11 protein-coding genes are annotated in these 14,532 nt (G+C 63.3%); 4 read left to right on the top strand and 7 right to left on the bottom strand.

The genetic code is table 11. The features are described 5' to 3' along the window. Positions 1 to 11 precede the first annotated feature (11 nt). The gene (locus M0208_RS03855) at positions 12 to 917 is read right to left on the bottom strand and encodes a diiron oxygenase (RefSeq protein WP_258890411.1); all 906 of its coding nucleotides are present in this window, start codon (positions 915 to 917) and stop codon (positions 12 to 14) included. 307 nt (positions 918 to 1,224) lie between these two features. Here M0208_RS03855 and M0208_RS03850 point away from each other — a divergent pair, with 307 nt between their 5' ends. Next, positions 1,225 to 3,048, top strand: coding sequence for an alpha/beta fold hydrolase (locus M0208_RS03850; protein ID WP_258890410.1), 1,824 nt, complete (start codon positions 1,225 to 1,227; stop codon positions 3,046 to 3,048). 134 nt (positions 3,049 to 3,182) lie between these two features. Here M0208_RS03850 and M0208_RS03845 read toward each other — a convergent pair whose 3' ends face one another. The 4 genes from M0208_RS03845 to M0208_RS03835 are packed head-to-tail and all read right to left on the bottom strand — an operon-like array spanning position 3,183 to position 7,048. Continuing rightward, on the bottom strand, positions 3,183 to 5,540 hold the full coding sequence (locus M0208_RS03845; RefSeq protein WP_258890409.1) for a TonB-dependent receptor: 2,358 nt from the start codon (positions 5,538 to 5,540) through the stop codon (positions 3,183 to 3,185). Beyond that, the gene (locus M0208_RS03840; RefSeq protein ID WP_258890408.1) at positions 5,527 to 6,495 is read right to left on the bottom strand and encodes a FecR domain-containing protein; all 969 of its coding nucleotides are present in this window, start codon (positions 6,493 to 6,495) and stop codon (positions 5,527 to 5,529) included. The genes M0208_RS03845 and M0208_RS03840 overlap by 14 nt, the downstream gene beginning before the upstream one ends. A gap of 15 nt (positions 6,496 to 6,510) precedes the next feature. After that, the gene (locus tag M0208_RS18525; RefSeq protein WP_408988075.1) at positions 6,511 to 6,666 is read right to left on the bottom strand and encodes a sigma factor-like helix-turn-helix DNA-binding protein; all 156 of its coding nucleotides are present in this window, start codon (positions 6,664 to 6,666) and stop codon (positions 6,511 to 6,513) included. Then, entirely contained in the window at positions 6,653 to 7,048 is a 396-nt protein-coding gene (locus tag M0208_RS03835; RefSeq protein WP_258890407.1) for an RNA polymerase sigma factor, read from the bottom strand. The genes M0208_RS18525 and M0208_RS03835 overlap by 14 nt, the downstream gene beginning before the upstream one ends. A gap of 354 nt (positions 7,049 to 7,402) precedes the next feature. On the opposite strand from M0208_RS03835, the gene M0208_RS03830 reads away from it, so the two are divergent. Continuing rightward, a complete protein-coding gene (locus M0208_RS03830; RefSeq protein WP_258890406.1) occupies positions 7,403 to 8,806 on the top strand; it encodes a hypothetical protein in 1,404 nt (467 codons plus the stop codon). A gap of 105 nt (positions 8,807 to 8,911) precedes the next feature. Here M0208_RS03830 and M0208_RS03825 read toward each other — a convergent pair whose 3' ends face one another. Continuing rightward, on the bottom strand, positions 8,912 to 10,441 hold the full coding sequence (locus M0208_RS03825) for a class I adenylate-forming enzyme family protein (RefSeq protein ID WP_258890405.1): 1,530 nt from the start codon (positions 10,439 to 10,441) through the stop codon (positions 8,912 to 8,914). Next, positions 10,431 to 11,312, bottom strand: a complete 882-nt coding sequence (locus tag M0208_RS03820; RefSeq protein WP_258890404.1) for an amidohydrolase family protein — start codon at positions 11,310 to 11,312, stop codon at positions 10,431 to 10,433. Before M0208_RS03820 ends, M0208_RS03825 begins: the two co-directional genes overlap by 11 nt. A gap of 152 nt (positions 11,313 to 11,464) precedes the next feature. Between M0208_RS03820 and M0208_RS03815 the strand changes: the two genes are divergently transcribed. Further along, positions 11,465 to 13,717, top strand: a complete 2,253-nt coding sequence (locus tag M0208_RS03815) for a TonB-dependent receptor (RefSeq protein WP_258890403.1) — start codon at positions 11,465 to 11,467, stop codon at positions 13,715 to 13,717. Next, positions 13,717 to 14,532: an alpha/beta fold hydrolase gene (locus M0208_RS03810; RefSeq protein WP_258890402.1), complete on the top strand. Its 816-nt coding sequence runs from the start codon at positions 13,717 to 13,719 to the stop codon at positions 14,530 to 14,532. The genes M0208_RS03815 and M0208_RS03810 overlap by 1 nt, the downstream gene beginning before the upstream one ends.

Here is a 14,532-nt window from a genome sequence, read left to right as displayed (position 1 = left end):
CTGCTTGATAATCAACCGAATTGCGGGGCGGCGGCGGCCACGCGGGCGCGCGCGCCGGGCGAGATCGTCGCCAGCGTGTCGACGAACTGGTCGTGGACCATGCCCGAACCGAGATAGGTCCAGCGTGCGGCCTGGTGCTGCTGCGCGATCAGCGCGGCCCGGTCGGCGACAGGATGGCCGATCGCCTGTTCGAGTGCGGCGACGTTGAACTCGGCCTGCTGTGCGAGTGCGGCATCGATGAACGCGCCGATTTCGAGATATTCGTCGGTCGCCGCCAGGATCGCTGGTTCGCCCCGCGCGTCGGCCAGCGCCAGCACCATCAGCGTGTCGATCTTCGCGTGCTGCGCCTCTTCCATCCAGTGACGGCGCAACAGGCTCTTGAACAGCGGATCGATCGCGCCATCGTCGCGAACGCTGTCCAGATAATGGCCCTGCGTCATCCATTCGATGTGCAGGATCGCCATCGCCACCGCGAGCGGATCGTGCCGCAGCACCTCCGCCGCGATCGCCTCGGCCGGGCCGATCACCTGGCACGGTGTGCCGAACCCGGCGGCGAACGCCTGCTGGAAACGGCGAAACAGCTGGATGTGCTTCGCTTCCTCGCCCGCAAACTGCAGCAACGCGCGGACGCGATAGTCGTCGGTGTTGAGGAGCGGCCGGGCGTGATCGAGCACGAACGGCAGGATGAACTCTTCGATCACGCCAAACAGGCTGAGATATTGATGCCCGCTGATCTGGTTGAGCAGCAGCCGTTCGTGCGGGTCGAGTCCCGGAGCGATGTCGGTGCGGGCCAACGCCTCGGGCATGAACCGGGCGGCGAAATCGAGCCGGTCGTCCGGCCCGAACACGTCATCGAGCCGCCATCCGGCGCGCTCCGCGCTGGCGAGCACGTTCTGATACGTGAATTCACGGTACATGGTCGTTCTCCGAGAAAGAGAATCAGGCGTGACCGAACGGAGCGAGCGCGCCGATCAGCGCAGTGCCGCTACAGACCAGCGTGCAGAAGCTGACGATCAGTCGCTTTCGGGTTTCGGCGGACAAGTAAGTCTTCACGATGATATACTCCCTTGATTGGCAAAGATTTATATCTCCCGCCGCTGCGCGACCGGATGATGCGACCAAGGTTTTTTTTGTTGCGGCTGAACTACCGCCGCCGCGGCAAGGATTGAATGACCCGCCACCCGAATCATTTGATCGAAACGCCGGAAAGCGCGACAAGCGGGCATGGACGTGCTGAGCGACATTCTGTCGTCGATGCGGCTGAGCGGGGGCGTGGTGATCGACGCCGAGCTGAGCGGACCGTCGTGCCTCGTCTCGCAATTCACGAAGGAGCATTACGCCAGTTTCTTCGCCGAACCCGCGCACGTGATCGCCTATCATTACGTACGATCGGGGCGGATCTGGGTCGAGGTTCCCGGCGAGACCGCGGCGATCGCCGAGACGGGCTGCATCATCCTGCTGCCGCGCAACGACAAGCATTTGATCTATTCCGAGCCCGGCCTGCCGCCTGTGGAGTCGGAAACGCTGATCGAACCAGGGCTGAATGGTGAACCCGCCCGCATCCGGATCGACGGAGCGGGCGATCAAACCTCGCTCTATTGCGGGTTCCTCGGCAGCACCTCGCCCGAGAACGAGTTGCTTCACAGCCTGCCGAGCGTGATGCTGATCCAGGCGCGCGACGGCGCGTCGGACGAATGGCTGGAAAGCTCGCTGCGTTTCGCAGCCGGGCGCGCGCCGCCATCGGTCGTCGCGCGGCTGACCGAATTGCTATTCGCCGAAGCCGTGCGGCGCTACATTGACAGCCTGCCGGAAGGACAGGGCGGATGGCTGAACGGCCTGCGCGATCCCGCGGTCGCAAAGGCGCTGTCGATCATCCACAGCCGTTATGCCGAGGATCTGGACGTGACCGGGCTGGCGCGCGAGGTCGGGATGTCGCGCTCCGCCTTCGCCGACCGGTTCACCGCGCTGATCGGTGAATCCCCGATGCGCTATTGCGCGCGCTGGCGGATGCGGATGGCGGGGAACTTGCTGCGAGATGGCCGGCAGAGCAGCAGCAATGTCGCGTACGAAGTCGGCTTCAATTCCGAAGCCGCGTTCACGCGCGCCTTCAAACGCGAATACGGCGAACCGCCGGCGACCTGGCGGCGCAGGGTGGCAAAGGCGAATGGCGCGGACGCGCTGGATGAACCGACAAATTTGCTGGCGAAGGCGAAGGCGGGTGAACGTACCGGAATCTGCGTGTCGGCCGACGGCACCCATATCGCCTGGTCGGCGATGGGCGAAGGCTTTCCGTTGCTGCAACCGGCGGTGTGGTTCCACCAGATCGACGACGATTGGGATTCGGTTGCCTGGGGGCATTGGACGACCGAAGCCGTGCGGCATCGCCGGCTGATCCGCAGCGACCTGCGCGGCGTCGGCCGATCGGAACGGGAGCCGCCGCGGTGGACGTTCGACGCGCTGCTCGACGATTTCGCCGCGGTGGTCGAGGCGTCGGGTGTCGACCGGTTCGACATCCTGGGCGTATCGCACGGCGCTTTAGTCGCGCTTGCCTATGCTGCGCGGCACCCCGAACGCGTCCGAAAGCTCGTGCTTTATGGCGGTTACGCCGCCGGTTTCGAGGTACGTGGCGACCCGGAGGAGATCAAACGCCGCAAGTCGCTGCTCAACATGGGCCGCATATACCGCGATGGCGATCGCACGGTGTTCGGGCAAATGCTCGGCGCGCTATATTGGCCGGGCGCGCGCGGCGCGATGATCGACTGGTTCAACCAGCGTCTAGGCACGATCATGGGGCTGAACGAGTCGCTGCAGGACGTCTTTCGATCGCTGGATTTGCGCGCGGAACTGGGCCGGATAACGGCGGAGACGTTGGTCGCACACAGCCGGGGCGACCGGATAATCCCGCATAGTTGCGCCGAGGAGGTTGCGACGCTTGTTCGCGGCGCGCGCTTGCACCTGCTGAATAGCGAAAATCACGTGATACTTGCCCAAGAAGCAGCCTGGCCCGTCTTCGCCCGCGAGCTACAAACCACCTTCTCGCCCGAGTGATGTCCTGAACGTTAGGCCAAGATTCATTGTTTGGGCATCCAGGAGAGTATGACGGCGATGGCGGCCGCAGTGCGGCTTCGAAGAACTCTCCGCAACAGGACCGATCCGCCCGGTCATCCCGCGGACAAGCTTCGTCAAAAATTTGCGCTCAGACCCATTCGAACCGTTCGTGGCCGGAGTGGAGTCACTTGCCGGCCCTCCGCAAGAGTGAACGGGTTGCCGAACGAAAAGCGGTTACCACGCGCATTCGCGATATTGCTTACATCGAGCGTCACGCCGAAATCCCGGAAAGCAAGTCTGGCGCCCAGCGCGGCTTCGGCGATGTCGCCCTGCTGTCCCTCGACCGGCGAACCGACGCCAAGTTGCGATTCGCCCGAATACCGGATCGCAGCGGTCATCGAGAAGGCGAGCGTGCGAGACAGTTCGGACCGGAAATGAACCGCGGCGCGCGCGCCGTTATCGGGGATGTTGGGCAAGGTCCGTTCGTCCGCCGCTGCGAATTCCTGGACAGGAGAGGATAAGGCGCTCTTGTTGACGAACACGGCCAAGTCGAAGTCGAGCAGCGGCGTCGCCCGCCACCATCCCTCCACCTCGACGCCGTCGATACGGCCATCGCCCAAGTTGGTCGTGAAGGGGAGTCCAAACCTGTCGACCAAATCGGCCTGGATATCGTTCCACGTCGTATGCGAAACCGCAGCTTCGAGCGCGATCCGGTCTGCGCCGCGACGCCCCCACCGAAACCCCGCCTCCACGGCGTTGACGCTGTCCGAGACAAGGCGGCGACCTGCGGGCTTCGCGCCGAAGGCCGTCGTACCCAGCCCGCCTGCGCGAAAGCCTTCTTGATAACGGGCGTAGAGCAGGAGTTTTTCCGTCGACCGCCAGGTCAATGCGAGCGTGGGCAAGGCGCGCGCGTCGCGTCGATCCGCCTCGATTGTCTGGTTGACGACCGCGCCGGAAAAGGAGCCGCGCAATCTGGAATAGGTCAGCCTGCCGCCGATCGTCGCGAGCAGCCGCTGCGTCAGCGGTTGGCCGTATTGCCCGAACAGCGCGATCTCGTCGGTCTGGTTGCGGACCGTCGACAAGCGTTTGGGCTCGGCGGGCCGTCCCAGATCACGTGCAACACGGTTGATATCGTGAACGAAGCTTGACCCTATCACCCACCCTTCGCCACGGAAATCGGGTTGCGACAGCCGGATTTCTTGGGACAGCATCTTGATATGCGCGTCCTCGACGTAGATCTGCGGCCCCCTGGCCCCACGAAAGCCGCTCGCGTCGAACCTGGTCTCGAGCGCATGGTTCACCAAGCTGGTGGCCGCGACGAGCTCCATTGAGTCCCATTGCTTTCGCACGGTTGCGTGCAGGAGACGGTAATCGTTGTCGAACGGCTGCGCGAGACGCGATCGCCGGGTCAGCGGCGGCCCGCCGCGCACGGCGTAGCGCCCATCGCGCACGGCGATGTCCTGGAAAACGCCGCCGATCTCGATCTGCCAGCTTTCGCCCGCTTCCAGCAACACCGTGGCCCTGCCGCCGCGTATCGTGGTTGAGTTGATGTTGCTCAAGCGACGGCGAAGGTCGTCGATGTAGCCCGCGTCCCTGCTCGCATAACCCACCGCCCTTAGCGCCAGCCGGTCACGAACGATTGGCAAGTTGACCATCCCCGACGTATCCCAGCCCCATCCACCATGGGCGGTCGACGATACGCCAGCGGTTGTGGCGACCGAGATTTTGGCGGTGTCCGGCGGGGTCGGGACCAGGCGCAGGATGCCGCCGAGTGATCCCGTACCGTAGAGCGTGCCCTGCGGCCCCTCCAGAAGTTCGACGCGCGCGATATCGACGAGCTGGAGGTCAGGGTCCGGCGCGTCGAAGGTCAGACGGACATCGCCCAGATACTGGCCGATGATCGATTGGCTCGGGCCGTTGAAGCTGCTGTCGGCGACACCGCGGATGAAAAGCTTGTTTCTGCCCGGACCAAGGCCCGTCGAGGCAAGGATGGGCAACCGGTCAAGAATGACTTCGCTACCGCGCATCCCAAAGCGACCGGCGTCCGCGCTCGTAAGCTCCAGCACTTTGACGGCGCCGCCGAACCGGTCAAGTGCGGTGCCCTGTTTGCTGCCGGTGACGATAATGTCATCCTGAACGGGCGGCGGAAGCGCTTGGTGACGCGGTGGCGGCCGAGCGCGTGCGCGTAAGGCGCGCGCACGGACGATGCGAACCGTACCGCTTGTAACGAATACGTACGTGTATCCGCTTCTCGCCAGCAATCGTTCCAGCGCCGCGCGGACGGGCATTGCACCTCTTACCGGCAGCGATCGAATGGCGGCCAGCCCCGGATCGCTGGCGTCGATACCGATACGCGCCTGCTCGGCGAGGGAAATCAAAGCCGCGTCGAGTCTTCCACCCGCAATCTGGAACTGCACCCCGTCTGCGGCGCAACATGGCGCGGGCACGACGCAGCATACGGTCAGCGCAAGGAACGCGTCAGGACGACGCATTCGCATCGATGAGCCAGCCGCCGTCTTTCCGGTGCGCGTGAAGGCCCAGCATGGCGGCGAACTCGCCGACGGTCCTTGCGTGATCATTTCCAACGCGCAGCGAACCGGTGAAGGAGCGGGCTGCGTACGAAGGCGCGATCCGGACATTCACGCCGAGACTGCGCGACAGGTCGCTCGCCACGAGGTCCAGCCGCTCGCCTTGATAGCTGAGTTGCCCGCGGCGCCATCCCGCCATCGTCCCGGGATCGCTCCGGGAGAGTCGATGGCGACCGCCCTGGGTGATCGTCAGCGCCTCGCCGGCGGAAAGCGCGATCCGTGTGGTGGCGGGATCGACGATAACGCTGCCCTCGATAGTTTTAACCGACAGGCCGACATTATCGCGGACAACATTGAACACCGTGCCGGCATCGCGCAGTTGATGATCGCCGACCGTGACCGTGAACGGTCGAGCAGCATCGTGACCAACCGTAAAGGTCGCTTCTCCGACAGCCAATTCAGCAAGGCGCGGGTTTCGGCGGTCGAGAATGAGGCGCGTGCCGCCGTTGAGGTCGATTGCGTCGCCGTTGCCGACCACGATTTTTCTTTGTTCGCCAACGCGGGTGGCAACTTCGTACCGGGTCGACTCTGCGGCCGGCCAAATGAATGCGATCAGTCCCAGAGAGATAGTTGCGGCGGTAAACGCTGCGGCGACGGGCCAGCGGAACGGGGTTCGACGGGCCATATCCGAGGGCCTATTTGCCGTGTCGCGACAAACTGCCTTGAACGCACGGTCGACGCTTATTTCATGCTCGACGAGCTTATCGACCGCAGCGACACGGTCATAGGCGAGCGATCGCTTCGGCGAGCCGTCAAGCCATCGGGTGAAAGCCGCCCAGTCGGCGTCATCGCCGTCGCGCAGCCTGATCCGCCACCTGATCGCCTCATCCAGCGCATCTTCCTGAACGGGTTCAGCCATGCTTGTCCTTTACGGCTAGAGACGTCGCGACAAAGGCTTATCCGCCTCCAATCGCGCCTGCGCGTCGACGACGGACTTGTACGCCTTGTAGACGTGTTTCTCGACGGCGCTGACGCTTATGCCAAGCGCGGCTGCAATCTCCTTTTGAGGCTTACCTTCAAGGCGGAACATTCGAAATATTTGAACAGTCCGTTCCCGGCAGCAGGCCAAGCGCTTGCGATACGAGCGCAAGTCGCTCGCGCGCCAGCAAGGTTTGTTCGGCGGACGGGCGCTCGTCTTTTTGAAGGTCTGCGCCAGTCTGCGCCAATGCCCACTCCCGCTCGCGGATTGCGCGCCGCTCTGCCGAATGCCGGATGTCGAGCAACAGATTATCGGCCATACGATAAAGATAGGCCCGCGGCTGGGCGACCGGCCCGATGATATGTGTTTCAAGGCGCAAGAACATTTCCTGAAGCAAGTCCTCCGCTTCGTCGCGCGGCACGCCTCGGACTGACAGAAATCTAAGCAGGGCGGTACGGCTGTCGAGCAGTATCGCCGTCAGGCCGCCGTCCAAGACTTCCGGGATGGGATGAATAACAAGTCCCCTCACCGACACGATGGCCTTGCTGCTTAGGTCGGGAGACTAACATCGTTCGGTGCGCCGGACAACGCTGGCGCTTTGGGCAACATCGCGACGATCACGCGATCGGCGAAGCAGGGCAGCTGTTCTCGCTCTGATTTTTTCGGGTGAGCTCGGCTGCATCCTTCTGGCGAACGCGCTCAAGGGAACGATCACTGCGGTGAATGAGAATATTTGTGCTGTGGGCGCTGACAACCGGCGTCGTCTTACCAGCGATAGACCGAGAAGGACCGAGAGAAGGGCTTCGTTTGACCAGCTCACTCGGTTTTACGGTCGAAGGAGGAACCGATGCCGACACTCCCCAAATTCAATCCAGCTCGCTTCCGTTCAGGAGAGGCGATCGACAATAAATATTATCCGCTCACGCCGGGAACGGTGTCGGCGTTCGAAGGAGTGGACGCTCACGGGCAGCCGGTCGAGGCCAACGACTTTTTCACCACGGGGCTGACGCGGAACATATTGGGCGTAAAGACGACCGCGGTTCGTGACACTGCTTATGATGAGGGACGGCTCGCGGAAGAGACGATCGACTTCTTCGCTCAGGACAAGCGAGGTAACGTCTGGTATTTCGGTGAGAAGGTGACCAATTACGTCTATGACGATGATGGGAACTTCATCGGCACCAATCAGAACGGATCATGGCTCGCGGGCCAGGCTGGAGCGCTTCCGGGCGTGGTGATGCCCGCGACGCCAAAGGTCGGTCAATCGTTCTACAATGAGTTCGCCCCCGGCGTCGCATTGGACGAGACGCTCATTGCCGATCGCCACGTACGCATCAATACACAGACAGGTCACTACAATACGTTGAAGACGATCGACAGCACTGCGCTCGAACCCGGGATAAAAGAGTTCAAATACTACGCGCCGGGCGTAGGGCTTGTTCGCGTCGAGGAGGAGTTTGACAAGAACGGCGTTCCCAATCTTGTGAACGAGCTTCGCGACACGATACACGCCGGATCAAGTCATCCGCCAGACGGAGCGGAGGTGGTGAAGCGGCACGACTTCATCAGTGACGGCGAGGCTCGCTGGGTCACGATCCTTTCCGAAGACTCAAAACTATCGAATTCGATTGGTTACTACACGTTCGACCGGTCAACCGGCGTTATTGGCGAAGGCGGTATTCTATTCGCTGACTCGGACCACGTAGGATCCAACGAAAGCGGCCGCATTCGCGTGGCGGATGGACAAGGCATTGGGTTGTTTGTTGTACCTGACGGTGCCGATCTGGGCGTCGACCTGACAGAATACCGCGAGGGCGGTCTGTTCTTCGAGAATATGCTTACCGGCAAGCCCGCGCGCCTGTCCGACGGCATGGCGCCGATCGTCACGGACGCCGATGGCGATGCCCTCCCGATCCCCATCTTTCACGCGCTCGGTGCAAAGCACGGTGCAAACCTCCTCAATCCCGGGCTGGGACTGCAGGCGGTTGAATGGGACAATGACTCGCGGTCCGGCGAAGGAACGCTTGTTCTGGGGTTCGAGGACCAGCGCGCAACGCAAAAGGGATATGATGGCGACTTCAACGATATCGTAATCGCGTTTTCCAGCAACAAAAAGGGCGAGGAAGACAAGGTAGAACTGCTCCGCGATACAGGTGGCGAAGACGCGCCGCCAAGTTTCGATTTGGCCGTCAGCGAACCGCCGCATCAATATTGGACCGGTCAGACTAACCTGGAGCCCTTGTTCAGTTAGCGCAGCCGATCTTGTGGGGATGGCAAGGGGCGATGTCGCGCCGGGATGCGGACGCACGCGAAGCGCCAGTTCAGCGCGCACGAGGCGGGTGCTCGCTGCTCGAATCTAACGTTCGATCGCAGCGAACATATCCTTCAGCACATTTTTCAGCACCTTGCCGCCTGCGGTTCGAGGCAGTTCGCTCACGAACGAAGTCCTTCGAGGAACCTTGTAGCCTGCGAGCCGTGATCGGCAGGCCTGCAATATCCGAGCTTCGCCCGGTCCGCCGTCCGCGCTTTTCACGACGACCGCGTGCAGTACCTCGCCCCATTCCGGATCGGGATCGCCGATCACGGCGACTTCGCGCACGCCTTCCATCGCGCCGATAACGTTTTCGATCTCGCGGGGGTAGACATTGATGCCGCCGGTCACGACCATATCCTTTTTCCGGTCGACGATCGTAATGAACCCGTCGCCGTCGCGCCGCGCGATGTCGCCTGCGGTGACCCAGCCGTCGACCATCGCCTCGCGCGTTTCGTCGGGACGACGCCAATAGCCGTTGAACGCGGTCGGCCCCCGACAGAACAACTCACCCGGTGTGTCGGTCGCGACGATCGCGCCGCTTTCGTCGCGCAGCTCGATCGCCATGTTGGCGAACGGGAGCCCGACGCTGTCGGATTTGCGTATCAAGTCCGGCGGGCGGATGTTGGTGACGATGCCTGCCTCGGTCGATCCGTAGGTTTCGTGCAGCAGCCCCGCGCCGAAATGATCGATCACGCGGCGCTTCAGATGCTGCGGCAAGGCTGCAGCGTTGGAGATGATCGCGCTCAGCCGATGGTCATGATACGTGTCCAGCGTCGCCTGCGGCAAATCGAAAATTCGCGCCAGATGCGTCGGCACCACGAACATTCCGCTGATGTCCCGACGAGAAAGGCGCGCGAGGATCGCCTCGGGGTCGGAGTGATTGAACAACGTTGTCGTCCCGCCGAAGAACAGCGGCGCGACCGCGAAGACGAACCCGGCCCCGTGACACATCGGCGCGAGCGCGAGAAAATGATCGTCCGCGCCGAAGCAGCCATATTCCGCCGCCATCGCCAGAAACGTGAGCGCGCGCGACCGGTGCGACAGCAGCACGCCCTTGGGCCGCCCCGTGGTGCCGGAGGTGTATGCGAGCGCGAACGGATCGGTTTCGTCCGGTCGATGCGCCGCGCGCGCGTCACCGACGCCGGCGATCAACGCTTCATAGCTTTCGTCGATCACCTGGATCGCCAATTCGCGTCGCCAGTTGGGATCGATCGCTGCGAGGCAATCGGGATGGACGATGATCAACCGCGGCGTGCAATCGTCGAGGACGTCGCGGAGTTCGGCGGTCGTCAGGCGCGGTGTCAGCGTCGCGACGATCGCGCCGATGTCCGACAGGCCGGCGACGATCTCGACATAGGGCAGGCAATTGGGCGCGATCAGCGCGACGCGATCGCCCGGACGAAGCCCAAATTTCTCGCGCCCGACGATGGCGATCCGCGCCATGTGGGAAACCAGAGCGCCGTAACTGAGCGATGCCTCACCCAGGCGAAGCGCCGGCCGTTGCGGTCCGCGCGCGGCGGCGCAACGGATGCCGCGGCCGATCGTCAGCGGTTGATAGCCGTCAGGCGGCATCGTCGCTTTCCAGGCGAGCAGCAAGGCCGGGAAACACGCGCAACGCATTGCCGCGCATGACCTTTGCCAGACTGTCTGGCCGCAGCCCGAGCGCTTCGACTTCGGCGACGGCGCGACGGGGATCGATCACCGGCCAATCGGTGCCGAACAGCACTTTGTCGCTGCCGTAACTGTCCATATAGCGCACCAGCGTGGGCGGCAGATGCCTGGGCGCATAAGCGTCGATCCCGATGAAGACGCGCGCGTGCTTCCATGCCATCGCGATCATTTCGTCGGCCCAGGGAATGCCAACGTGGATGCCGATAATCGTCAGATCGGGAAAATCGATCGCGACCTGATCGAGCAGGATCGGCCTCGCGACCGAGGGCAGGCGGACGTCTTTCTGGTAGATCAGATTCTGGCCGACCTGCAGCATGAACGGAAGGTCGAGTTCACAGCACTTGGCGTAGATCGGATACCAGCGCGCGGCGTCGGGCGGCAGCCGGAACCAGTGCGGATAGGCGTGCACACCGACGAAGCCGAGCGCGGCGGCGCGCTCCAAATCCCGCAACTGCGCCATACCGCGTGTCGGATCGGCCCCGGCTAGCCCCGAAAACCGCGTCGGGTGCCGATCGCACCAGCGCGCGACGGTGTCATAGGAAATCTCGAACGAGCCGCGCCAGTTCGGGTCGCCCGCGCGCACTGCGACCAGCAGCGAATGCGCGACCCCCGCCTCATCCATGATTCGCACATAATCGTCGATATCCACCCCGCCGCGCATCGCGGCGGGCATCCGCACCTGATCCATGAACGCGGCGTCGAAGCCGGTCTGTCCGGCGGCGACCTGTTCGGGTCCGAACAGGTTCACGACAATGTCGATTGCCTGAGTCATGCGGCCATCTCCACATTCATCACTTAACAGCCCGCTATGCAGTTCACAAGAGTGAACGATCTGGACAGTGACATGAACTATGGTTGACACGCGGCTTGGCATGTGATGGATTACGGCCAAGCAGATGCGCACCCTGAAGCCGGGAGGTCGTTATGCGAAGTCACGCAAAACTGTTGGCGACCGTGTCGCTGGCGATCACCGCGACGCGGCCCGCGTGGGCGCAGGACGCACCGCAAGAGCAGCCGCAACAACCGCCGCAGGACGCAACGACGCCCACGTCGGACATCGTCGTTACGGCGCAGCGTCGCGAGGAATCGCTGCAGGACGTGCCGATCTCGATCACCGCTTTGTCGGGCGACACGCTGACCGCGGCGGGCATCCAGGATACCGAAAGGCTGTCGACGCTCACGCCGGGCCTGCTGGTCCAGCGTTCGGTGGTCGGCAAGATCAGCATCCGCGGCGTCGGCAACGAGAATTACACGATCTCCGGCGATCCCGGCGTGGCGGTCCATTCGGACGGCGTTTATGTCGCGCGCGCCGCGGCCGGACTGTTCGACCTGTTCGACGTCGCCCGTGTCGAGGTGCTACGCGGCCCGCAGGGTACGCTCTACGGCCGCAATGCGACCGGCGGCGTCATCAACGTCATTCCCAATTATCCGAGCGACAAGTTCGAGGGGCGCGTCGCGGCGGAATACGGCAATTACGATGCGTTCCGCGTCGAAGGGATGGTCAATGCGCCGCTGGGCGGCTGCTGGGCGGTGCGGATCGCGGGACTGGGCAGCTGGCGCGACGGCTTCACGCGCAACACCAATGCGTCGCGCTCGCGCGGTTTCGATCGGCTGGACAGCAAGGACGTCCTCGCCGGTCGCGGACAGATCGCCTATGACGGGGACAGCGCGTTCAAGGCGCGGCTGTCGGTCGAATATCTCGGCGACGACAGCAATCTGCCCGCGTACAAATACCTCAATCGCCCGGATGCGCTGCCGACCGCCGATTTCGGCGGCGGCGCGAACGCGTTCGATCGGCGCTTTCGCCGCACGGTGAACCAGGGCTTCGAGCTCGACATCCCGGGCACCAATCGCACCGTCGGCAGCGACGACGACGTGTTCAAGACCAACCAGTTCGGCGCCGCGCTCCACATGTCGTACGATTTCGGCGGGGTCACGCTGTCGTCGATCAGCGGCTATCGCAGCACGCAGTTCAACTGGCTGAACGACGGCGACGGCAGCGACGTCTTCTACGTCAATTACATCCAGCAGGACGACACCGACCAATATAGCCAGGAACTCCAGCTGAGCGGCCAGAGCGGCAGGTTCGAATGGCTGATCGGCGGCTATTATTTCCATGAGAGCGGCGACAGCTTCATCGCGCTGCCGTTTCCCTTCGGGGCGAATTTGCCGTTCTACATCCTGATCGACGGCACCGCGAAGACGCGCGTGCTGGCGGGCTTCGGCGAGCTTCGCTGGCAGGCCACCGATCGGCTGAAGGTCACGCTCGGCGCGCGCTACAGCGACGAGAAGCGCAAGGCGCGCTACCGCTACGAAATCAACTTCGGCACGCCGTTCGTCGCCAATCCCGATCTGAGCGATACGTTCAATGCGTTCACGCCGCGCTTGGTGGTCAATTACGAGGCCACCAAGGACATCAACCTGTACGCGTCGGCGACGCGCGGCTTCAAATCGGGCGGCTTCAACCTGCTGGCGATCCAGCCGGGGTTCGAACCCGAAAAGGTGTGGTCCTATGAAGCCGGTTTCAAATCGACGATCGGCGGCATCGCGACGCTCAACGCGAACGTGTTCTATGCCGATTACAAGGACATTCAGGTCGGGCAGATCGTCAACCTGTCGTCGGTGCTGACCAACGCCGCCGCGGCGACGCTGAAAGGGGCTGAGGTCGAGCTGTCGGTGCGGCCGACCGACGTGTTCGATCTCGGCGCGACGATCGCCTATCTCGACGCGAAATACGACAAATTCTGCACCGGCGATCCGACCCAGCCGGCAGCACCCGTCAGCGCGGGCTGCGACCCCGCCAATCCGATCGACCTGAAGGACAACCGCTTTCCACGCGCGCCGAAATGGACGCTGACCGGGACTGCCGCCTACACCATTCCGATCGCCCGCGGCGGGCTGACGCTGCGCGGCGACGTCCGATATCAGTCGAAGACGTTCTTCACGCAGTTCAACCGGCCGTTGATCGCACAGAAGGGCTATACGATCGTCAATGGACGCGCGACATGGACGGCGCCGGACGACCGCTTTTCGATCGGCGCGTTCGTCAACAATGTGTTCGACAAGACGTATTTCACCGAGATCCTGGAATCGGGGGCGTTCAATCCGCAGCTTGTCGCGCAGGGCTATGTTGCGCCACCGCGGACCTATGGAATCACGGCTGCGGTCAGTTTCTGATGGCGCATCACTTCCTCTCCGACGGGACGCCGCTTTGGTATGAGGAGCGCGGCGCGGGACGGCCGCTGGTGCTGCTGCAGGGGCTGCAGTTTCCGGGCGGTTATTTCTGGCAGCACAATGTCGACGCGCTGGCCGCGGACAATCGCGTGGTCATGCTCGATCTGCGCGGGCAGGGGCTGTCGGGCAAGCCGATGGCGGGGCACACCATCGCGCAGAACGCCGCGGACCTCGCCGAATTCCTGGCCGCGCTCGATCTGCGCGACGTGTTGCTCACGGGCGTCGCGTTCGGCGGGCTCGTGATCCTCGACTATCTCCAGCATCACGACGTCAGCCGGTTGCGCGCGCTTTGCCTGTGCGAGATGACGCCGCGCCTGATGTCGGCGGACGGCTGGGCGCATCCGACCTTCGGCGATTTTCCCGAAGCTGCCGCGGCGGGTTATGCCGACAGCGTGCGCGCCGACCGCGCGGTGCTGGACGGTTTCCTGCACGCCGCATTCGCCGATCTGCCCGATCCGGCGACGATCGCGGAGATGAAGGCGCAAATGTATCTGACGCCAACCGCGACGGTCGCGGACCTGATCGACGATATGGTCAGGATGGATTTCCGCGACATGCTGCCGTCGATCGGTCTGCCGACGTTGCTGCTGTATGGCCGCAAGAACAATCCGGTGATGCCAGGCGAGGTCGGCCGTTGGATGGCCGGGCGCATTCCCGATGCCGAACTGGTCGAGCTTTCCGGCGGCGGGCATAGTCCGTTCTGGGAGGATTCCGCGGCGTTCGACACTGCGTTGAACGCATTCAGCGCGCGGCATTGA

Origin of the sequence: Sphingomonas sp. SUN019 (genome assembly GCF_024758705.1) — a bacterium.
In the GTDB taxonomy this organism is placed as follows: Bacteria; Pseudomonadota; Alphaproteobacteria; order Sphingomonadales; family Sphingomonadaceae; genus Sphingomonas.
Note: the sequence above shows the minus strand (reverse complement) of the source record. Positions and strands in the feature narration are given on the sequence as shown.